Genomic DNA, 19,416 nt, shown 5'->3' on the forward strand with positions numbered 1-19,416 from the left:
TCATCCGTCCGCGGGTGCCTAGACTGGAGGCCATGATCGAGACATTCCGCGCGAGCATCGCCGATCCATCTCAGCCGGGCGGCGGAACGTCGACGCTCGATCGCGAGCTCGAGGAGCTGCTCAACCAGGAGGCCATCGAGCCCGGGGATCACGAGCGCTTCTCCCACTACGTGAAGAAGGACAAGATCCTCGAGTCGGCCATCAGCGGCAAGCCGGTCAAGGCGCTGTGCGGCAAGAAGTGGACCCCGGGGCGCGACCCCGAGAAGTTCCCGGTCTGCCCCACCTGCAAGGAGATCTACGAGCGGATGCGAGCGGACTGACCGTCCCTCGTCGCTGACGGCGATCAGCGACGACCGCTGATCAGCGCCAGACGGTGGGAATGGCGGCCTCTCCCACGCCGAGGCGGAAGGCCTCGATGGGCAGTTCCTGCATGACGGATGCGCGGTGCTCCCGAGCGGCCTGGGTTCCCGCGGCGCCGAGATGGCGCTCGTCAGCCACTCCGTCGACCATGAGCGGCACGTGCAGTTCCCGCTCGTGCGAGGTGTCTCCGGACCCCTCCTGCTCTCCGCTCGGGCCGTCGCCGATGAACACGATCTCCTCGCGCGCCGTCCGCGTCGAGTCGATGCGTCGAACCGCGCTCTTGCGTCCACCGACGCTGGCCTTGTCGAGGCTGGATTTGGCGACCGATACCCACTCGCCCGCATCATCACGGCGGGCGACGAGCTTGTAGACCATGCCGGCGGTTGGCGCTCCCGATCCGGTGACCACCGATGTTCCGACCCCATAGGCGTCGACGGGGGAGCCGGAGAGGGCGCCGATGAGGTATTCGTCGAGGTCGCTCGTGACCGTGATCCGCGTGTTCACGGCCCCCAGCCGGTCGAGCTGCTCGCGCACGGCGCTGACCACCGAGGGCAGGTCGCCCGAGTCGATGCGCACGGCGCCCAGACCCGTGCCGGCCACCCGGATGGCCGTCTCGACGCCCTCATGGATGTCGTAGGTGTCGATGAGCAGGGTCGTCCCCGTGCCGAAGGCTTCGATCTGGGCGCGGAAGGCATCCTCCTCGCTGTCGTGCAACAGCGTGAAGGCGTGTGCGGCGGTTCCCATCGTCGGCAGTCCCCATCGCCGTCCGGCCTCGAGGTTGCTCGTCGCGGTGAACCCGGCGATGTAGGCCGCACGCGCGGCCGCGACGGCCGACTCCTCGTCGGTGCGGCGCGAGCCCATCTCGGCGATCGGCCGGCCCAGGGCGACGGACACCATGCGGGCGGCGGCACTGGCGATGGCCGAGTCGTGGTTGAGGACGCTGAGCACGAGCGTCTCGAGGATGACGCCCTCGGCGAAGCTCGCATTGACCACGAGGAGGGGCGACCCGGGAAAGTACGCCTCGCCCTCGCGATAGCCCCAGATGTCGCCGGAGAAGCGGTAGTCGGCGAGCCAGTCGAGCGTGCTCTGATGAACGACGTCTCCGGTGCGCAGCCAGTCGAGCTCGGCGTCCGTGAAACGGAAGCGCGTGATGAGCTCGAGCAGGCGCCCGGTGCCGGCGACGACCCCGTAGCGACGACCGTTCGGCAGCCGCCTGGCGAAGGCCTCGAAGAAGCTCTCGCGGTGCGCCGTGCCACTGCGGAGCGACGCGTCGAGCATGGTCAGTTCGTAGCGATCGGTGAAGAACGCGGTGCTGGCGGTCACGGGTTTCACCCTAGCCGCCCGACTAAGCTTGCACCTCGTGACGGATGCGCCGATTGGGATCTTCGACTCGGGTGTCGGCGGCCTCACCGTGGCACGCGCGGTCAAGGACCAGCTGCCCAACGAGTCGATCCTCTACATCGGCGACCTGGAGCACTCTCCCTACGGACCGAAGAGCATCGCGGACGTGCGGGCCTACGCCCTCGACGTGATGGACGACCTCGTCGATCAGGGCGTCAAGATGCTCGTCATCGCGTGCAACACCGCATCCGCTGCCATGCTCCGCGACGCTCGCGAGCGCTACTCGGTGCCCGTCGTCGAGGTCATCCAGCCAGCCGTCCGCCGGGCCGTCGCCGCCACCCAGAACCGTCGTGTCGGCGTCATCGGCACCGTCGGGACCATCAACTCGCGCGCCTACGAGGACGCCTTCGCCGCCGCCCCGCATCTCGAGCTGTTCTCGGCAGCGTGCCCGCGCTTCGTCGAGTTCGTGGAGGCGGGAGTCACCACCGGGGCGGAGGTGCTGGCGGTCGCGGAGGAGTACCTCGCGCCGCTCAAGCGCGCCGGCGTCGACACCCTCGTGCTCGGATGCACGCACTATCCGTTCCTGCGCGGAGCCATCTCCTACGTCATGGGGGAGGACGTCACCCTGGTCTCGAGCGACACCGAGACTGCCAACGACGTCTACCGCGTGCTCGTCGGTCAGGGGCTCGAGCGCACCGCCGCCTTCTCACCCACCTATCGCTACGAGGCGACGGGAACGAGCACGTCGGCGTTCCTCGACCTCGCCCACCGCCTCATCGGTCCCGAGATCGCCACCGTCGATCTGGTGCAGACCGGAACACTTCACCTCAGCGCCTTGAAAGGACACCCGTGACCGACATCATCCGAGCCGACGGCCGCTCCACCGATGAACTCCGCCCCGTCACCATCGAGCGCGGCTGGAGCGCTCAGGCCGAGGGCAGCGCGCTCATCTCGTTCGGACGCACCAAGGTGCTCTGCACCGCGTCGTTCACCAACGGCGTCCCGCGCTGGATGACCGGCAAGGGCAAGGGGTGGGTGACCGCCGAGTACGCCATGCTGCCCCGGTCGACGAACTCCCGCATGGACCGCGAGTCGGTCAAGGGTCGCATCGGCGGCCGCACCCACGAGATCAGCCGACTCATCGGCCGAAGCCTCCGCGCGGTCGTGGACATGAAGGCGCTCGGCGAGAACACCATCGTCATCGACTGCGACGTGCTGCAGGCCGACGGCGGCACGCGGACCGCCGCGATCACCGGCGCCTATGTCGCGCTGGCGGATGCCCTGGAGTGGGGTCGCGAACACAAGTTCATCGGGCAGAAGGCGACGCCGCTCATCGACAGCGTCTCAGCCGTCTCGGTGGGCATCATCGACGGTACGCCCATGCTCGACCTGGCCTACGTCGAGGACGTGCGCGCCGAGACCGACATGAACATCGTCGTCACGGGCCGTGGCCTCTTCGTCGAGGTGCAGGGCACCGCCGAGGGAGCGCCGTTCGATCGCCGCGAGCTCGACGCGCTCCTCGACCTCGGCGTCGCGGGCGGCGCGACCCTGCGCGACATCCAGACATCCGCCCTCGCGGACAGCGCATCCTGATGGACGCCGAGCTCGTTCTGGCGACGCACAACGCTCACAAGGTCGAAGAGCTGCGGCTCATCCTCGAGGACGCGCTGCCCGAGGTCGTCGTCGGCGGGTACGACGGTCCTGAGCCGGTCGAGGACGGCGTCTCCTTCGCCGACAACGCGCTCATCAAGGCCCGAGCGGCGGCGGAGCACACGGGACGCATCGCGCTGGCGGACGACTCCGGCATCTGCGTCGACATCCTCGGGGGCTCGCCCGGCATCTTCTCGGCGCGCTGGTCGGGCACCCGGGACGATCAGGCCAACGTCGCGCTGCTGTTGACCCAGCTCGCCGACATCCGCGACCCGCACCGCACCGCCCACTTCACGTGTGCCATCGCCGTCGTCGTCCCGGGTGGCGATGGGCGGGATGCGGTCGAGCACGTCGTCACGGGGGACTGGGAGGGCCGGCTCGCCGGCGGGCCATCGGGCATCGGCGGCTTCGGTTACGACCCCATCTTCGTGCCCGACGGTCACGACGGGACCGTCGCAGAACTGCCGGCCGAGGTCAAGGGGGAGCAGAGCCACCGCGCCCGCGCTCTGAAGGCTCTCGTCCCGGTGCTGAGCGACCTGCTCTGAGAACGATTCCCGGAGTCGTTCCCAACTAGCGGCTGCCGGCGGAATCGCACGTAGATTGGAGGGGCAATGGCCCACGATCACGCGCACTCGACCTCCAACCGATCCCGACTCCTCGTCGTCATCGGCATCGTCGCCGTCGTCCTTCTCATCGAGGCGGCCGGTGCGGTCATCAGCGGATCGCTCGCCCTGCTGGCCGACGCGGGCCACATGCTCTCCGACCTCACGGGCCTCATCGTCGCCCTCGTCGCGGCGATCGTCGCCTCCCGCCCGGCGACCGACCGGCAGACCTACGGATACCAGCGTGCCGAGGTGTTCGGCGCGCTGATCAACGCGATCATCCTCATCGTCGTCGCCATCTTCGTGGCGGTCGAGGGGGTTCAGCGCCTGCTGGCGCCCCAGGCGTCCGCCGTCCAGAGCACGCCCATGCTGGTCGTCGCGGCGATCGGACTCGTCGCCAACGTGGTCGCCTTCCTCGTCTTGCGGACTGGTGACACCCGATCGCTCAACATGCGCGGAGCCGCCCTCGAGGTGCTCGGCGACCTGCTCGGTTCGATCGCGGTCATCATCGCGGCCATCGTGATCATGACGACCGGGTTCGAGAAGGCGGATGCGGTCGCCTCACTCCTCATCGCCGCGATGATCGTTCCCCGCGCGGTCTCACTGCTGCGCGACGTGGTGCGCGTGCTCAGCCAGGCGGTCCCAGCCGGCACGAGCGTCGAGGACATCCGTCGGCACATCCTCGGCACCGACGGCGTCGTCGACGTCCATGACGTGCACGTCTGGGCCATCACCTCCGGAGCCCACGTGTTCAGCGCCCACGTGGTGGTCGAGCCGGAGGCGTTGGCGGGGGAGGGAGCGCGGTGCATGCTCGACGAGCTGAGCGCGTGCCTGTCAGAGCACTTCGATGTCGAGCACTCGACGTTCCAACTCGAGCCGGCGACGCACGCCGAGCACGAGCATCCGCATCACGCCTGAGTGTCGCGGCGGCGGTCTTCCAGAGCGTCAGGGTCCAGCACCAGTTCTTCTGAGGCGCCGGTCGCCTCGACGCTCTCGGCGTCCTCCTCCGCAGCGCGGGCCTTCTTGGCCTTGCTCATGCTCTGGAAGTAGTGCCACAACGTGGGGATGAGGGTGAGCACGACGGCCCCGAGCAGGATGACGTCGATGTAGTTCTGCACGAAGGTCGCCACCGGCGGGATGTAGCCGATGAGGTAGCCGAAGAAGGTGAGTCCGGCGCCCCAGATGAGCGCGCCGATAAGGTTGTAGAGCGAGTACTTCTTGTAGTTCATGTGACCGACGCCGGCGGCCACGGGGGCGAAGGTGCGCACGATCGGCACGAAGCGGGCGAGGATGACGGCGAGGGCGCCGAAGCGCTCGAAGAACGCGTTGGTGCGCTCCACGTTCTTGATGCTGAACAGGCCCGATTCCTTGCGTTCGAAGACGCGCGGACCGAACTTGTGACCGATCAGGTACCCCGCTTCACCGCCGAGGAACGCAGCGAAACCGATGGCCAGGCATACCCACCAGATGTCGATGCCGAAGACGCGCGACGTGTGGGTCAACAGCCCCGAGATGACCAGCAGCGTGTCGCCGGGCAGCAGGAAGCCGATCAGGAGGCCGGTCTCGGCGAAGACGATCGCGCACACCACCAGGAGGGCCCACGGGCCGGCGCCGTCGATGATGACGTTCGGGTCGAGCCAGGGGATGAGGGCGGTGTGCATGCGGCGCAGTCTACCGGGGCTCGGCTGCCGCAGTCTGGGAACGCGAGGCCCTGTCGGCACGCCACGCGCGGATGCCGGCGACGACGGATGCGGCGATGACCACCCCGGCGATCACGTAGGCGGCCGTCTTGACGCCGGGCACGGACGCGGCGAAGTATCCGATGACGGTGAGGCCGACGCCCCAGCACAACGCGCCGACGAGGTTGGCGCTCGAGAAACGCAGGTAGCCCATCCGTCCGACGCCGGCGATCACCGGTACGAACACGCGGCCCCACGGAACGAACCGGGCGATCACCACCGACCACCAGCCGAAGGTGGTGTAGAACCACTCCGTGCGCGCGATGGCCTTGCGGGTCCTGGGGCCGCCGCGTCGGTCGAGGTAGGGCCTGCCGTATTTCCGTCCGAGCCAGAAGCCGACCTGATCGCCCGCGAACGCCGCGATGCCGGTACCGATCGCGAGCACCCAGATGTTGACGCCCGACGCCGCCGCGGCGATGAGGCCGGAGGCGAACAGCAGCGAGTCGCCGGTGATGAAGGGGATGAACGCGCCGACGAACAGTGCGGTGCCCGCGAACACTAGTCCCCAGACGACCAGGTAGAACAAGACGATCCCGACGTGCGCGAGCAGGTCGGTCAGCTGGGTGTCGAGGGCGGCGGTGCGCAGCATCGGATCAGCGCGCCTATTGGGCGAAGATCGCGTAATCGAACGCGACGGGCTCGAAGTCGAGGGTCTCAGAGATTAGGTGAGGCACACCTCATTATATTCTGTGCGGCTGGGCCACGTGCGGAAGGCGGGACTTGAACCCGCACGCTCGAAAGCACAGGAACCTAAATCCTGCGTGTCTGCCAATTTCACCACTCCCGCGAGTGCCCCACCAGTGTAGGTCAGCCCTCGCGAGGTGCCGGTTGTGGATAACTTGCACGGGGCATCCGCCGGTCGCGGCATGATTCCGGGATGAGCGAGGCCGTCCGCGTCATCACCGAGAGCGTGCGGGAGCGCGTGCGACGCGACGGCGCCGACCTCGGTGTCGACTCCACCCTGGCTGAACGTTACGTGCGCGACGAGGTTCGCGCCTACAGCGAGCGGGCGCTCGGCGGCTCGGTGCCCCTGGTGTCCGACGAGGATCAGGCCGCCCGCGAAGTGATCGCCGCCATCACCGGATTCGGAGTGCTCCAGCCCTACCTCGACGACCCGACGATCGAGGAGATCTGGATCAACTCGCCGACGCGCGTGTTCGTCGCGCGATCCGGTGTGCCCGAACTCACCGCCACCGTGCTGACCGAGCAGGGCGTCCGCGACCTGGTCGAGCGCATGCTGCAGTCATCCGGACGACGCGTCGACTTGTCGAGTCCATTCGTCGATGCCTCGCTTCCCGACGGGTCTCGGCTGCACGTCGCGATTCCCGACGTCACCCAGAAGCACTGGGCGGTCAACATCCGCAAGTTCACCCGACGGTTACGCGACCTCGGCCAGCTCGTGCAGCTCGGCTCGCTGACCCTTCAATCAGCGGAGTTCCTGCGGATGTGCGTTCTGGCCGACCAGAACATCCTCGTCTCCGGTCCAACGCACGCCGGCAAGACCACGCTGCTCGGCGCGCTGCTCTCGGGCGCGCGGCGTGACGAACGCATCGTCTCGGTGGAGGAGACCTTCGAGCTCGACGTGTCCGCCCGAGACATCGTGGCACTTCAGTGCCGTCAGCCGAGCGTCGAGGGCGGGGGCGAGATCACGCTCCGTCGACTCATCAAGGAAGCCCTGAGGATGCGTCCCGACCGCATCGTCGTCGGCGAGGTGCGCGAAGCCGAGAGCCTCGACCTGCTCATCGCCCTGAACTCCGGCCTGCCGGGCATGTGCTCGATCCACGCCAACAGCGCACGCGACGCGCTGGCCAAGCTCTGCACCCTCCCACTCCTCGCCGGACGCAACATCGACGCTGCCTTCGTGCTGCCGACCGTGGCATCGTGCATCGACATCGTGGTGCATTGCGACATCGATCGGGCGGGGCGACGACGCGTGGTGGAGATCCTCGCACCGAGCGGGTCCACGAGCGGGCCGGTGGTCGAGGCCAGCCCGATCTTCACGATCGCCGACGGGGCCCTCACGCCCACGGGCGGCCACCCCACCAAGCTCGCCAAGTTCCGGGGAGCAGGCCTGGACCCCGCGATCGTGCTCGGCCGGGGTGCCGCATGAGTCCCGTAGTAGTCGGCCTGGGCCTGATGTTCGGTGCCGGGGCGCTGCTCGCGGTCGCCCCGTGGCTCTGGCCCGCCGTTGCATCGGGACCGCGACGCCGCGACGGCGTCATGGAACGGATGCGCATCCGTCTCGTGCTGGCCGGCTTCTCGGGCGTGCCCGTGTCTGCCATCGTCGTGGTCTCGGTCATGTGCGGTCTGGGTCTCGCCGCCGTGGCTCAAGCCCTCTTCTCCGTGTCCGCGCTGTCCTTGGCAGTCGGCCTCCTCGGGTTCGCACTACCGGCACTGATCGTGGTGTGGCGTGCGCGGGCTCGACGCGCAGCTCATCGAACGGTTTGGCCCGACGTGGTGGATCACCTGGTCTCGGCGGTGCGGGCGGGACTCGCCCTCCCCGACGCGGTGGCGAGCCTGGCCACCTCCGGACCATCCGGTACACGTTCGATCTTCGCCAGCTTCGCGAAGGACTACGCGGCCACCGGGAACTTCAGCGTCTGCCTGGACGATCTCAAACGTGCCTTCGCCGATCCGGTTGCGGATCGGCTCATCGAGACCTTGCGGATGGCTCGGGAGGTCGGCGCTGGCGATCTGGTCGAGGTGCTCAGGGGACTGGCCGGCTATCTCCGAGAGGACACCGTCGTGCGGGCCGAGTTGCGAGCGCGACAGAGTTGGGTCGTCAACGCGGCTCGACTCGGGGTCATCGCTCCGTGGCTCGTACTCCTCCTCCTCGTGTCCCGGCCGGAGGGAGCCGCGGCCTACAACTCGCCGGCCGGCGGAGCGGTCATCCTTCTCGGCCTCCTCGTCTCGGCGATCGCTTACCGCCTCATGATCCGCGTCGGCAGGCTGCCCGAGGAGCAGAGGTGGTTCCGGTGAGCAGCGCGATGGCGTGGGCCATCGTCTGCGGTCTCGGGATCGGGTTGGGTCTGTGGTCGCTCGTGGCGATGAGCCCGCCACTCCGACGACCGAGGCTGGCCGACCGGATCGCGCCGTACCTCGTCGACGTGTCGCCTGCCGCGCGTGAGCATGTCAAACGGCGGACCGTCGATCCGCTTCCCTTGCTCGGCTCCTTGGCCGGCCCGATGGTGTTCGGTGCCCGGTCGCTACTGTCGCGGATGTTCGGTGGACCTGAGACCGCCGCTCGCCGGCTGCGGCAGAGCGGGTCGAGCATGAGCGTAGAACGGCTGCGCGCCGAGCAGGTGGCTTGGGCTGCCGTCGGGGCTGCCGTCGGCATCGCGTTCGCCGTGATGGCCGCCGCGTGGTCGACGCTGCCGACGATCATCCAGGTCGCCGCTCCGTTCGTCGGAGCTTTCCTGGGAGCGGCGGCGCGGGACTGGCTGCTCAACCGCTCGGCGAAGCGGCGGCTGGCGCGCATCACCGACGAACTACCGACGGTGCTCGAGTTCATCACGCTGAGCCTCTCGGCGGGCGAGGGCATCCTCGATGCGCTCCGCCGGATCGCGTCGGCCAACTCGGGCCAACTGGCGGGAGAATTCGGCCGGGTGGTCTCCCGTGTGGGAACCGGCGTGCCGGTAGCGACAGCGCTGAGCGACCTCTCGACCGGCCTTGCGCTCCCGGCGTTAAGCCGAGCCATCGACCAGCTGACGGCCGCACTCGAGCGCGGAACCCCGCTTGCCGCCGTCCTGCGCGCCCAGGCGCAGGACGCCCGCGGCGACGCCAAGAACCGGTTGCTCGAGACGGCAGGACGCAAGGAGGTGGCGATGCTGATCCCGCTGGTCTTCCTCATCCTGCCGCTCACCGTCGTCATCGCGATATTTCCCGGCCTGTTCGTGCTGCAGGCGCGGTTCTGAGGAGAAGGGGAAGGACATGGTCATGACCACGCATCGGGAGAACGGCCGTCGATGGCGACGGCGCTGGACCGATTGGGCCGAGGCGGCACGTTCCGATCGCGGGGATGTGCCCGGATGGGTCCTCATCACGCTCATGACGGCTGGGCTCGTGGTGTTGATCTGGGCTCTGGCCGGCCCGGCATTGACGTCCGTCTTCCAGCAGGCGATCGACCGCGTGACCGGATTCTGAGTCGGATGCGCCGAGTCCGCGAGCTCCTGGCCGACGAGCGCGGTTCCGCCGTCGTGGAGTTCTCGTTGGTCTCCGTCGTGCTCGTCGCCCTCGTGCTCGCCGTACTGCAGCTCGCGCTCGCCCTGCACATCCGCAACACGGTCCTCGACGCCGCAGCCGAAGGCGCCCGGTACGCCGCCCTGGCTGACAACTCGCTCGACGACGGCGTCCAGCGAACGCGCGACCTCATCACGACCGCGCTGGGCCCGGCGTACGCCTCCGACGTCAGCGCCGAATACGCGACCTATGCGGGGCTGCCGAGCACCGAGGTGCGCGTCCGCTCACCGCTGCCGCTGGCTGGACTGCTCGGCCCCGACAGGGCCCTGGAGGTGACCGGCCATGCTGCGCGCGAGAGCCTGGGTGGCGGATGAAGGGCGCTCCGGCGAGGAGGGGTCGGCCTCGCTGGAGTTCGTGGCCGCCGCCCTCATCCTGCTGGTGCCGTTGATATACCTCGTGATCGCGGTCTCCGTCGTCCAAGGAGCCGCGCTCGCGGCAGAGGGGGCGGCGCGCCAGGCCGCTCGCGTGTACGTGCAGGCTTCGGATGTCGACGCCGCACGCGCCGCCGTCGACCGGGCCGTCACCGTCGCCCTCGCCGACGCGGGCTCACGACCGAGCGAGGCATCCGTGGACATCTCGTGCGATGACGAGGGCGACGGATGCCTGAGCCGCCGATCCGAGGTGACCGTCACCCTGCGACTCCGGGTGGCGCTTCCCCTCGTGCCCGACGTGTTGGCGTTGCGCGACGTGACGAGCATCCCGATCCAGTCGAGCGCGACCCAGACCGTCTCGCGCTTCTGGGGCGCGGCTCCGTGAGAGCTCTCCGGAATCGGCTGCGGGACGAGGAGGGATCGATCCTCCCGATCACGATCTTCTTCATGTTCCTCGCCATCACCGTCATCGTCGCGGTGAGCGCGGCAACCTCCCTCTACCTCGAACGCAAGCGACTGTTCACGCTCGCGGACGGTGCGGCGCTCGCCGGAGCGGAGGCGTTCGACCTCGACGCCGTGCAGGTGACGGATGGGGTCGTCCACGCCGAGCTCACGTCGAGTGCCGTGCGCGCAGCCGCCTCCGGCTACCTCGCGTCCGCTCCGCACGGGTCGTTTACCGACCTCGACCTCACGGAGGCCGGCTCGTCGGATGGGCGATCCGCGACGGTCAGCCTTCAGGCGTCGTGGCGGCCGCCGATGCTCTCGTTGCTCATGCCGGCCGGGATCCGCCTCGACGTCACCTCGACGGCGCGATCAGTGTTCCGATAGACGGGTGCCCTGAGAGCCAGACGGCCTACCGAAGGCCGAGTACCGGCGTCAGGAGCGCGCGACCCGCGGCTTTCGAGGCGCGAACCGAGGAATGTACCGAGCCAGCAGCGCGGCACCCGCGAGCCCCAGCACGCCCATCACGCCCGCCGCCACAGCGATCGAGGCGACGGCGGTGATGGCCGACACAGCCAGGGGAGCCAGCGCCTGGCCCAGGTCGCCGGTGAAGCGCCACGCGCCGAGGAAGGGCGCCGGAGCGTCGGGTGGGGCGAGGTCGGCTCCGAGCGTCATGAGAATTCCGCTGCCGACCCCGTTGGCGACCGACAGGAACATCGCCACCCCGATGAACCACTGCACGTTGCCCGGCACGTCATGGGTGAACGCCAGGGCGAGGTGACCGAGGCCGAGGCCGATCATCGACGGCACCGCCACCCAGATGCGACCCCACCGATCCATCACCTGCCCGCTCGAGTAGAACAGCGCGAAGTCGATCGCCCCCGCAACGCCGATGATGAGCGCCGTGTCGCGCTCCGAGATGCCGATCGAGAGAGCCCACAGCGGCAGGATCACGGTCCGCGATGCACGCAGCGCGGCGATGAGTCCCGCCCCGGTTCCCAGTCGCAGCAGCACCCCGGCATTGCGACGGATGGCGGTGAACAGACCCACCCTCTCGTCGACAGCCTCCAGCTCGCCGGTCGTGAGCGAGGCGCCGTCCTTCGCCGTGCGATCGGGCGTGCCGAACATCTTCTCGGGGTCCGGCAGCACGAAGAGCAGCACGATGGCACCGATGCAGGTGGCGAGGAAGACCCAGAACACGGCCTGGCTGTTGCCGGTCACGTGCAGCAGCGCAGCAGCGACGAACGGTCCCACGAACCACCCCGCCCGGAACACGCCCCCGAGGGTGGAGAGTGCCCTGGCCCGGTAGCGCAGTGGCACGTAGGTCGTCATGAAGGCGTGTCGGGCCAGCCCGAACACGGCCGTCGCGATTCCGATGATGAGGATGCCGGCACCGAGCACCCACGGATTCCCGGCGAGCAGGCAGACCCCGACGCCGACCATCGCCAGCACCGATCCGCCGATCATCGCGGTGCGCTCGCCGATGCGCGCGACCACCCATCCGCTCGGGATGTCTCCGAGCAGCTCGCCCAGCATGATCATCGCGGCGATGAAGCCCGCCACCGCGAGCGATGCGCCGAGGTTGGACGCGATCGTCGGGATGATCGGGATGATGCATCCCTCGCCGATCGAGAACAACAGCGTGGGGAGGTAGACGGCGACCGCAACGGAACGGAGGCTGAACGGGCGCTCGCTGATGGTCATGGCCCCTCTAGGTTATGCCCGCGCACACCGGCCGCCGAGCGGCGCGAAGCACGCCGGGTAGGCTGAGAGCACCATGATCGACATTGACCTGACGGCCGAGATCGCCGCGTTGCGCACCACGTTCGCCGACATCCGGGCAGTCGTCGACGTCGACGCCGTCAAGGCCGACATCGACCGGCTGAACGAGGCCGCTGGTGCTCCCGACCTCTGGGATGACACCGTCAACGCGCAGAAGGTGACCAGTGCGCTCAGCCACCGGCAGGCCGATCTTGCGCGCATCGAGAGCGTCGAGGCGCGGCTCGACGACCTCGAGGTGCTCGTCGAGCTGGCGAACGAGGCCGGCGACGAGGAGAGCGCCGAGGAGGCCAAGGTCGAACTCGAGAGCCTGCAGAAGGTCATCGGAGACCTCGAGGTGCAGACCCTCCTCGACGGCGAGTGGGACGACCGCCCGGCCGTCATCACCATCCGTTCCGGCGCGGGCGGCGTCGACGCGGCCGACTTCGCCGAGATGCTCATGCGCATGTACCTGCGCTGGGCCGAGAAGCACAAGTACCCCGTCACCGTGATGGACACCAGCTACGCGGAGGAGGCCGGCATCAAGTCGGCGACCTTCGAGATCGACGCTCCCTACGCGTTCGGCACGTTGAGCGTGGAGGCGGGAACCCATCGCCTGGTGCGGATGAGCCCCTTCGGGGCCGCCGGAAAGCGCCAGACGAGCTTCGCGGCCGTGGAGGTGATCCCGCTGATGGAGGAGGCCGGGGCCGTCGAGATCCCCGAGACCGACATCCGCGTCGACGTGTTCCGCTCGAGCGGGCCTGGAGGCCAGTCGGTCAACACCACCGACTCCGCCGTGCGCATCACGCACCTGCCCACCGGCACCGTCGTGTCGATGCAGAACGAGAAGAGCCAGATTCAGAACCGGGCGGCTGCACTGCGCGTCCTGCAGGCTCGACTGCTGCTGCTGCAGCGCGAGGCTGAGGCCGCGCAGAAGAAGGAGCTTGCCGGCACCATCACCGCCAGTTGGGGCGACCAGATGCGCTCCTACGTGCTCGCGCCCTACCAGATGGTGAAGGATCTGCGCACCGATTACGAGGTGGGCAACCCTTCCAACGTGTTCGACGGCGACCTCGACGGGTTCATCGCAGCGGGCATCCGCTGGCGCAAGCAGAAGACCGAGTAGCGGGTCGCGCCACGCGGTGAGTCGCTGAGCGAATCGACACGTTCGCTGCTTAGAGTGGCCGGGAGATGATCCGCTTCGACTCCGTCACCAAGAAATATCCGGGCACCACCAGGCCGGCGCTCGACAGCATCGACCTCGAGATTCTGCGCGGTGAGTTCGTCTTCCTCGTCGGCGCCTCGGGCTCCGGCAAGTCGAGCTGCCTCCGCCTCATGCTCAAGGAGGAGAAGCCCAGCAAGGGCAAGATCCACGTGCTCGGCCAAGACCTCGGTGCCATCTCGAACCGCAAGGTTCCCTACTTCCGCCGCAACGTGGGCGTCGTCTTCCAGGACTTCCGGCTGCTGCCGAACAAGTCGGTCTACGCCAACGTGGCGTTCACCCTCCAGGTGATCGGCAAGTCCCGCGGGTTCATCCAGGAGGCGGTGCCAGATGTCCTGCGCCTGGTCGGACTGGACGGCAAGGCGCAGCGACTGCCGCACGAGCTCTCGGGTGGTGAGCAGCAGCGCGTCGCCATCGCGCGCGCCATCGTGAACAAGCCCCAGCTGCTGCTGGCCGACGAGCCGACCGGCAACCTCGACCCCACCACGAGCGCCGGCATCATGACCCTGCTCGAGCGCATCAGCACGGGCGGCACCACGATCGTCATGGCCACGCACGAGGCTGGCATCGTCGACCAGATGAAGCGCCGTGTCGTCGAGCTCTCCGCCGGCCAGATCGTCCGTGATGAGCGCTCCGGCGGCTACGGGGCGACGAGTGCCGTGCCGGTGGTCCGAGCGGAGACGGGGGAGCAGCTCCCCACCGCTCCCGCCCCGAAGGTGCAGGCGCAGGTCATGCAGAACGCGCAGCCCCTCTACGTCGAGCCCGAGGTCACCGACGACGTGACGGATGCCGCTGCCGCCGTCACTGCCGCCGCCACGGCGGCGATCGTGATCGAACCGGTCGAGCCTCCCGCCACGACGATGTCACGTCCTGCACTGCCGGTCACCTCGACCGGCGACGACGTGCCCGAGCAGCTCACCCTCGCGGAGAAGCTCGGACTGCGAGCGCCCGGCGGAAACCGCAACGACACCGGCGAGCAGGAAGTGGGGCCGACCCGATGAGGCTCGGACTCGTGCTCGCCGAGGCCGCGAACGGTCTGCGGCGGAACGCCTCCATGGTGGTCTCCGTCGTCCTGGTGACCTTCATCTCCCTCACCTTCGTCGGCACCGCGATCCTCATGCAGATGCAGATCGGCCAGATGAAGGGCTACTGGTACGACCGCGCCCAGGTCGCCGTCTACATGTGCACCGCCATCTCGACCGGCGAGAACTGCGCCGGGGGTGAGGCATCCGAGGATCAGCTCGCGGCCGTCAAGGCGCAGCTCGACAGCGCGACGCTCAAGCCCTACATCAAGACCTACGAGTTCGAGAACCACGATCAGGCGTTCGCGAACTTCCAGAAGCAGTTCAAGGGCAACCCGGTTGCCGACTACGTCACCCCCGACCAGCTCAATCAGACCTTCTGGGTGAACATGAAGGATCCGTCGCAATCCGACATCCTGCAGGAGAGCCTCGCCACCCTCCCGGGCGTCGAGAGCGTCACCGATCAACGCAGTTATCTCGACCAGATCTTCTCGGTGCTCAATGCGGCGAGCTTCACGGCCATCGGCATCGCCGTGCTGATGCTCGTCGCCGCGGTGCTGCTGATCGCCACCACGATCCGCTTGTCGGCGTTCTCACGACGGCGCGAGCTCGGCATCATGAGACTCGTCGGCGCCTCGAACCGATTCATCCAGACGCCCTTCGTTCTGGAGGGTGTCTTCGCGGCCGTGATCGGTTCGCTGCTGGCCGGCGGGGCCATCTGGGCGATCGTTCACTTTTTCGTGCGGGGCTACCTCAGCACACGGCTGCAATTCACCTCCTTCGTGGGCGAGAGCGATGCCTTCATCGTCGCGCCGATCCTCCTGGGTGTCGGCATCGTGCTGGCTGCGTTGTCTGCTAACTTCGCGATCACGAGGTACCTCAAGGTCTGAGCCTCGAACCGGGGGAGACGATTCGTGGCTCGAGTTCGATCGCGCGCCGCGATGCGCGTGCCGGGACCATTCGCGCGTTTCGGACGGGATCGATTCCGGATGGCGGCCGCCGCGCCGCTCGCGATCGCCCTCGCCGCCACCGTCGGCATTCAGAGCGCTGCGGCCTCCGCGTTGCAGCAGACGCTGAACGATCATTGGCGCGGGGCGTACGACATCCTCGTCACCGCCGACCCGCCCACGACGGACGGTCTTCTGCAGCCGGGCGCCCTCGCCGGCCAGGCGAAGCGGATGCCGCTCAGCGCGGTCGAGAAGGTCCGTGACCTCGACGGCGTGGACGTCGCCGCGCCGCTCTCGACGGTCATCTTTCCCGCAACCGGCTCGTACAGCTCGCTGCGCTTCGTAGCGGACATCGACGCCGCCCAGACGACGAGAGCAGCGCGCGCCTACCGCATGAACGTGGTCTTCACCACGGACGACGGCCTGGGCGAACGACTGGTCTCGAGCACGACGTACCGCGTGTCGCTGGACACCTCCGCTGCGCCTCGCGAGATTGCTCCGCCATCGGGCTGGACCGATTACTCGGCGAGCTCCTGTCCGATCGGCGATCTCTCCGTCCCGTGCGCCGAGATGAATGATCAGTCGGCTTTCATCTTCCAGCGGACGCCGGCCTGGGTCGAGACTGTGCCCGATCAGGCCTCCGTCCCTCAGGGCGCCAGCAGCGGAGCGTCGGGTGGTGGATTCGACGGAGACCAGATCGTCGTCGACATCCGCGACGCACCGGGCACCCCGACGAGGGTCGCTCTGGTGGACCCCGAGGCTGAGCGAGCTCTGCTCGGTCGGTCAGGTGACTTCCTCGCACCCCTCGTCGACCTCGGCGAGGGAAAGACCCACGCGATCGACGACATCGCCGCGTGGGCGTCCGCGTCGCCGGCATCCCCCTATGCGACCGAGGTCGCCCGCATCAAGGCATCGAACGACAAACAGCGTGATTCGTTCTTCTCCAGTGCCGGCTACCAGCATTACCTGACCCTCAAAAAGGCGTCGGGGAACGCCCCGCAATCGCAGAGTCAGCTTCTTCCCGAGATGCGCTACCTGCCGATGATCGTGGCCGCGAACGCGCCAGCGCGCGCCCCGCTTCACCTGACGATCTCGGTCGACGACCTCGGCCCGACGACGATTCCCGACGAGTGGACCGACGGTACCTTCGTTCCCGGAGAAGCCGGCACGCCCCTGCCTCCCATCAGCGTCGACGCATCGAAGCTCCTCCAGCCGTTCAACCTCGACCCGGTCACGATCCCGTGGTATGGCTCCACTTCTCCTCAGTCGAGCACGTCGGACTGGTGGGGCGGGTGGATGCAGTCCATCGGCCATCCGAAACCGTGGAAGGCGAAAAACACCGATGGCGTGCGGTCCGTCGATGCTGTTGGCTACACGCTCGGCGCAGGAGGAGTCGGGTGGGCGGGCGATCCCGCCACGTGGATCTACAGTGCCGGCGGCACATACCGCGGAAACCAGAGCGCCTTCACCTCTGTCGAATCAGAAGGGGTCAGCACGAAGGATCAGCCGCTCGCCCTGCCGATCGCGACGTTCGATCCGACCGCCGTGACGAAGGGCGCGGATGCGGCGTCATACGTGCCACTCGGCGCCTACGACGACGCGCCGGTGCAGCTCGTGGCCGATGCCGCAGGCAAGGCGGTTAAGCCGATCACGCTGAACCCGACGGTCGGGGCTCTGGGGCTGGCTGGAGCACGCACTGATGCGGTCGCAGACCTGGGCGCGTTCGCGAAGTCGCTGAGCGCCCCTCCCGTCGACGCGATCAGGGTCCGAGTGGCCGGAGTTCACGGCTACGACACCGACGGCATCAGGAGGGTGACGGACGTCGCGCAGCGCATCCAGCGACTCGGATACACCGCGACGATCGTCGCCGGGTCCAGCCGGAGTGCGACGGACATCGCCGTGAAGGGCTGGGCGTTCGGCACGATGGACTCGGGCGCCGATCAGAAGGTGGGTCCGTTGGGCACGGTCGTGCAGGATTGGACGCGCCTCGGTGCCGCCGCGGGGCTCAGTCTCGCGGTCTCCCAGACGACGTCAGGGCTGGTGTGGACGGTGCTCGCCGCTCTCATCGCGTTGTACGCCATCGTGTCATTGAGCGGAATGCTGGCGATGCGTCGCGAGGCGACGGTGCTCCGGAGCGCGGGATGGTCGCGTGCGCGAGTGGCGCGATGGCGGCTCGGTGACCACGTTCCCGCTGTGGCACTCGTGGCAGGAGTCGGCGCGGCGGCCGTTGCATTCGCCCCCCAGAGAGCACTGGCCACGACTGCCGTCATCACCGCCGTCGCGGCCATGGCTGTGATCGCGGTCGTCGCTGCCGTGATCGGATCGCGTGCTCGCCGTTCGCGGATGGCTAGTGCAAGCCAGCTGCACTCTCGCCCATCCGTCATCCACCTCGACGAGACGAACATCGAAGACAGGGATCTCGGCGAGGCACGTCTCGCGGAGACCGACGAGCCGTCGCGGGAAGCACAGCGGTCTCGCGGGAGGCGGTCGATCGGAGCGTCATCCCCGGCGGGGTTCGGCGTGCGCCTGATCCGTTCGGATCTCGGTGGTGCCGGCCTCCGCGCCGCGTCGATCCTCATCGTCGTGACGACGATCGGAGCGGTAGCCGCACTGCTGTCAGCTCGGCCGCGCCCATCCAGCCTCCTCCACACCGTCGGTACAGCGGCCGTGTGGGCGCCGCAATTGACTCTGGCGGTCGCCGGCGTCGTTGCAGCCGTCGTCCTGGCCGTGTTCGCCGATGCGCGGCGGCGGTCAGCCCGTGCGCTCGACGTGGAAGCCCTGCGCGAGCACGGATGGACGACGGTCGAGATCGGTCGGGCTCAACGCGTCGAACTGCTGGCGACCGGCATTCCCGTCGCTCTCATCGCCGCCTACGCGCTGTGGTTCGCACTCGACGGGACCGACGCCGACGTGACCACATCCGTGTCCTGGGCTCTCGCCGGCGGACTCGTCGCCGTCGCTGCACTGGACATACTGCCCCGGCTTCGGGCGAAGGCGGCCCTGCGGAAAGAGAGATCATGACCCCCGTCCTGGAACTCGATGACGTGACGATCGCGTTCACACGGCCGAGTGCGCCGCCGCTGGTCATCACCTCGGCGTACGACCTCACCGTGCCAGCGGGGCGGCTGCACTGCGTCGCCGGCCGCAGTGGATCGGGCAAGACCAGCGTGTTGCGCGTGGCGGCCGGTCTCACCCGACCGACCGAAGGAAGCGTGCGCTGGGAGGGAACGCCGATCGAGGGTCTGGGCGACGACGAGATCACGCGTGAGCGACGTGGACGGATCGGGTACGTCGACCAGGACGCCTCTCTGCTCGATGGGCTCACCGTGCTCGAGAACGTCCTCATCCCGACCATTCCCGTTCGCGCATCTCGGGACTCGCTCGACCGAGCCCGCTCATTGCTGACCGAGCTCGGCATAGACGCCCTGGCCGACAGCCGGCCCGATCGCCTGTCGGGCGGCGAACGTCAACGGGCCGCCATCGCCCGCGCCCTGGTGCTCTCGCCGCGCCTGCTCATCATCGACGAGCCGACGGCCAGCCTCGACCGGGCGAGCGCCGATGCCGTCATCGAGCTGCTGGTCGATCGTCGGGATGCGGGCACGGCGGTGCTGGTCGCCTCGCACGATCCACATCTCATCCACGCCGCCGATCTCCGCACGCACCTCGCGTGAGTGCGGCTCGCGACATCCGTTAGACTGAACGGCTGCTCGCCACCTGGCGGGCC

At 68.4% G+C, this 19,416-nt stretch carries 21 protein-coding genes and 1 tRNA gene; 17 read left to right on the plus strand and 5 right to left on the minus strand.

All coding sequences use genetic code 11. From position 1 onward, the window contains the following. Nucleotides 1-32 precede the first annotated feature (32 nt). Nucleotides 33-320: a DUF3039 domain-containing protein gene (locus E6C70_RS01920; protein WP_136421740.1), complete on the plus strand. Its 288-nt coding sequence runs from the start codon at nucleotides 33-35 to the stop codon at nucleotides 318-320. A 40-nt stretch (nucleotides 321-360) separates the two neighbouring features. Here the strand turns inward: E6C70_RS01920 and E6C70_RS01925 are convergent, their stop codons facing one another. Beyond that, nucleotides 361-1,683 carry a nicotinate phosphoribosyltransferase gene (locus E6C70_RS01925; RefSeq protein ID WP_136421742.1) on the minus strand — a complete coding sequence of 441 codons (1,323 nt, stop codon included), beginning with the start codon at nucleotides 1,681-1,683 and terminating at the stop codon, nucleotides 361-363. Between the two features lie 37 nt (nucleotides 1,684-1,720). On the opposite strand from E6C70_RS01925, the gene murI reads away from it, so the two are divergent. The 4 genes from murI (at nucleotide 1,721) to E6C70_RS01945 (ending at nucleotide 4,871) form a co-directional block, all read left to right on the plus strand. Further along, nucleotides 1,721-2,554, plus strand: a complete 834-nt coding sequence (gene murI, locus E6C70_RS01930; RefSeq protein WP_136423647.1) for a glutamate racemase — start codon at nucleotides 1,721-1,723, stop codon at nucleotides 2,552-2,554. Continuing rightward, nucleotides 2,551-3,294, plus strand: coding sequence for a ribonuclease PH (gene rph / locus E6C70_RS01935; protein WP_136421743.1), 744 nt, complete (start codon nucleotides 2,551-2,553; stop codon nucleotides 3,292-3,294). Before murI ends, rph begins: the two co-directional genes overlap by 4 nt. Then, entirely contained in the window at nucleotides 3,294-3,896 is a 603-nt protein-coding gene (gene rdgB, locus E6C70_RS01940; protein WP_136421745.1) for an RdgB/HAM1 family non-canonical purine NTP pyrophosphatase, read from the plus strand. The genes rph and rdgB overlap by 1 nt, the downstream gene beginning before the upstream one ends. A 66-nt stretch (nucleotides 3,897-3,962) precedes the next feature. Further along, nucleotides 3,963-4,871, plus strand: a complete 909-nt coding sequence (locus tag E6C70_RS01945; protein WP_136421747.1) for a cation diffusion facilitator family transporter — start codon at nucleotides 3,963-3,965, stop codon at nucleotides 4,869-4,871. On the opposite strand, the gene E6C70_RS01950 is transcribed toward E6C70_RS01945, so the two are convergent. The 3 genes from E6C70_RS01950 to E6C70_RS01960 all read right to left on the minus strand — a co-directional run bounded on the left by E6C70_RS01950 (nucleotide 4,862) and on the right by E6C70_RS01960 (nucleotide 6,479). After that, nucleotides 4,862-5,614 (minus strand): DedA family protein, encoded by a 753-nt coding sequence (locus E6C70_RS01950; protein ID WP_136421749.1) that lies wholly within the window; start codon nucleotides 5,612-5,614, stop codon nucleotides 4,862-4,864. The genes E6C70_RS01945 and E6C70_RS01950 overlap by 10 nt on opposite strands. Before the next feature lie 10 nt (nucleotides 5,615-5,624). Further along, nucleotides 5,625-6,281 carry a DedA family protein gene (locus E6C70_RS01955; protein WP_136421751.1) on the minus strand — a complete coding sequence of 219 codons (657 nt, stop codon included), beginning with the start codon at nucleotides 6,279-6,281 and terminating at the stop codon, nucleotides 5,625-5,627. Nucleotides 6,282-6,397: 116 nt separating this feature from the next. Beyond that, nucleotides 6,398-6,479 (minus strand) — tRNA-Leu (locus E6C70_RS01960). Nucleotides 6,480-6,569: 90 nt separating this feature from the next. On the opposite strand from E6C70_RS01960, the gene E6C70_RS01965 reads away from it, so the two are divergent. Genes E6C70_RS01965 through E6C70_RS01995 form a run of 7 tightly spaced genes read left to right on the plus strand, consistent with a single transcriptional unit; the run spans nucleotide 6,570 to nucleotide 11,130 of the window. Next, nucleotides 6,570-7,802, plus strand: a complete 1,233-nt coding sequence (locus E6C70_RS01965; protein WP_136421753.1) for a TadA family conjugal transfer-associated ATPase — start codon at nucleotides 6,570-6,572, stop codon at nucleotides 7,800-7,802. Further along, the gene (locus E6C70_RS01970) at nucleotides 7,799-8,671 is read left to right on the plus strand and encodes a type II secretion system F family protein (RefSeq protein WP_136421755.1); all 873 of its coding nucleotides are present in this window, start codon (nucleotides 7,799-7,801) and stop codon (nucleotides 8,669-8,671) included. Before E6C70_RS01965 ends, E6C70_RS01970 begins: the two co-directional genes overlap by 4 nt. Continuing rightward, a complete protein-coding gene (locus E6C70_RS01975; protein WP_235833238.1) occupies nucleotides 8,659-9,606 on the plus strand; it encodes a type II secretion system F family protein in 948 nt (315 codons plus the stop codon). Before E6C70_RS01970 ends, E6C70_RS01975 begins: the two co-directional genes overlap by 13 nt. A 22-nt stretch (nucleotides 9,607-9,628) precedes the next feature. Beyond that, nucleotides 9,629-9,835: a hypothetical protein gene (locus E6C70_RS01980; protein ID WP_136421757.1), complete on the plus strand. Its 207-nt coding sequence runs from the start codon at nucleotides 9,629-9,631 to the stop codon at nucleotides 9,833-9,835. 5 nt (nucleotides 9,836-9,840) lie between these two features. Further along, on the plus strand, nucleotides 9,841-10,245 hold the full coding sequence (locus E6C70_RS01985) for a TadE/TadG family type IV pilus assembly protein (RefSeq protein ID WP_207670019.1): 405 nt from the start codon (nucleotides 9,841-9,843) through the stop codon (nucleotides 10,243-10,245). Beyond that, nucleotides 10,214-10,687 (plus strand): hypothetical protein, encoded by a 474-nt coding sequence (locus tag E6C70_RS01990; RefSeq protein ID WP_136421759.1) that lies wholly within the window; start codon nucleotides 10,214-10,216, stop codon nucleotides 10,685-10,687. Before E6C70_RS01985 ends, E6C70_RS01990 begins: the two co-directional genes overlap by 32 nt. Next, nucleotides 10,684-11,130 (plus strand): pilus assembly protein TadG-related protein, encoded by a 447-nt coding sequence (locus tag E6C70_RS01995; protein ID WP_235833239.1) that lies wholly within the window; start codon nucleotides 10,684-10,686, stop codon nucleotides 11,128-11,130. The genes E6C70_RS01990 and E6C70_RS01995 overlap by 4 nt, the downstream gene beginning before the upstream one ends. Before the next feature lie 48 nt (nucleotides 11,131-11,178). On the opposite strand, the gene E6C70_RS02000 is transcribed toward E6C70_RS01995, so the two are convergent. Next, a complete protein-coding gene (locus E6C70_RS02000) occupies nucleotides 11,179-12,447 on the minus strand; it encodes an MFS transporter (RefSeq protein WP_136421761.1) in 1,269 nt (422 codons plus the stop codon). A 73-nt stretch (nucleotides 12,448-12,520) separates the two neighbouring features. Here E6C70_RS02000 and prfB point away from each other — a divergent pair, with 73 nt between their 5' ends. The 5 genes from prfB (at nucleotide 12,521) to E6C70_RS02020 (ending at nucleotide 19,363) form a co-directional block, all read left to right on the plus strand. Beyond that, entirely contained in the window at nucleotides 12,521-13,627 is a 1,107-nt protein-coding gene (gene prfB, locus E6C70_RS02005; RefSeq protein WP_136421763.1) for a peptide chain release factor 2, read from the plus strand. A 65-nt stretch (nucleotides 13,628-13,692) separates the two neighbouring features. Then, the gene (gene ftsE / locus E6C70_RS02010; RefSeq protein ID WP_136421764.1) at nucleotides 13,693-14,724 is read left to right on the plus strand and encodes a cell division ATP-binding protein FtsE; all 1,032 of its coding nucleotides are present in this window, start codon (nucleotides 13,693-13,695) and stop codon (nucleotides 14,722-14,724) included. After that, nucleotides 14,721-15,635, plus strand: a complete 915-nt coding sequence (gene ftsX, locus E6C70_RS02015) for a permease-like cell division protein FtsX (protein WP_136421767.1) — start codon at nucleotides 14,721-14,723, stop codon at nucleotides 15,633-15,635. The genes ftsE and ftsX overlap by 4 nt, the downstream gene beginning before the upstream one ends. Before the next feature lie 99 nt (nucleotides 15,636-15,734). Then, on the plus strand, nucleotides 15,735-18,713 hold the full coding sequence (locus tag E6C70_RS16590; protein ID WP_207670020.1) for a hypothetical protein: 2,979 nt from the start codon (nucleotides 15,735-15,737) through the stop codon (nucleotides 18,711-18,713). Next, nucleotides 18,710-19,363: an ABC transporter ATP-binding protein gene (locus E6C70_RS02020; protein ID WP_168770838.1), complete on the plus strand. Its 654-nt coding sequence runs from the start codon at nucleotides 18,710-18,712 to the stop codon at nucleotides 19,361-19,363. The genes E6C70_RS16590 and E6C70_RS02020 overlap by 4 nt, the downstream gene beginning before the upstream one ends. The last annotated feature ends 53 nt before the right edge of the window (nucleotides 19,364-19,416 follow it).

Origin of the sequence: Orlajensenia flava (assembly GCF_004801905.1) — a bacterium.
Classification (GTDB): domain Bacteria; phylum Actinomycetota; class Actinomycetes; order Actinomycetales; family Microbacteriaceae; genus Orlajensenia; species Orlajensenia flava.

Excerpts from the sequence above, each read along its gene's own strand:
- E6C70_RS01920 (WP_136421740.1), top strand. The coding sequence starts at position 33 with ATGATCGAGACATTCCGCGCGAGCATCGCCGATCCATCTCAGCCGGGC.
- rdgB (WP_136421745.1), top strand. The coding sequence starts at position 3,294 with ATGGACGCCGAGCTCGTTCTGGCGACGCACAACGCTCACAAGGTCGAA.
- E6C70_RS01945 (WP_136421747.1), top strand. The coding sequence starts at position 3,963 with ATGGCCCACGATCACGCGCACTCGACCTCCAACCGATCCCGACTCCTC.
- E6C70_RS01950 (WP_136421749.1), bottom strand. The coding sequence starts at position 5,614 with ATGCACACCGCCCTCATCCCCTGGCTCGACCCGAACGTCATCATCGAC.
- E6C70_RS01955 (WP_136421751.1), bottom strand. The coding sequence starts at position 6,281 with ATGCTGCGCACCGCCGCCCTCGACACCCAGCTGACCGACCTGCTCGCG.
- E6C70_RS01965 (WP_136421753.1), top strand. The coding sequence starts at position 6,570 with ATGAGCGAGGCCGTCCGCGTCATCACCGAGAGCGTGCGGGAGCGCGTG.
- E6C70_RS01970 (WP_136421755.1), top strand. The coding sequence starts at position 7,799 with ATGAGTCCCGTAGTAGTCGGCCTGGGCCTGATGTTCGGTGCCGGGGCG.
- E6C70_RS01980 (WP_136421757.1), top strand. The coding sequence starts at position 9,629 with ATGACCACGCATCGGGAGAACGGCCGTCGATGGCGACGGCGCTGGACC.
- E6C70_RS01985 (WP_207670019.1), top strand. The coding sequence starts at position 9,841 with ATGCGCCGAGTCCGCGAGCTCCTGGCCGACGAGCGCGGTTCCGCCGTC.
- E6C70_RS01990 (WP_136421759.1), top strand. The coding sequence starts at position 10,214 with ATGCTGCGCGCGAGAGCCTGGGTGGCGGATGAAGGGCGCTCCGGCGAG.
- E6C70_RS02000 (WP_136421761.1), bottom strand. The coding sequence starts at position 12,447 with ATGACCATCAGCGAGCGCCCGTTCAGCCTCCGTTCCGTTGCGGTCGCC.
- prfB (WP_136421763.1), top strand. The coding sequence starts at position 12,521 with ATGATCGACATTGACCTGACGGCCGAGATCGCCGCGTTGCGCACCACG.
- ftsE (WP_136421764.1), top strand. The coding sequence starts at position 13,693 with ATGATCCGCTTCGACTCCGTCACCAAGAAATATCCGGGCACCACCAGG.
- ftsX (WP_136421767.1), top strand. The coding sequence starts at position 14,721 with ATGAGGCTCGGACTCGTGCTCGCCGAGGCCGCGAACGGTCTGCGGCGG.
- E6C70_RS16590 (WP_207670020.1), top strand. The coding sequence starts at position 15,735 with ATGGCGGCCGCCGCGCCGCTCGCGATCGCCCTCGCCGCCACCGTCGGC.
- E6C70_RS02020 (WP_168770838.1), top strand. The coding sequence starts at position 18,710 with ATGACCCCCGTCCTGGAACTCGATGACGTGACGATCGCGTTCACACGG.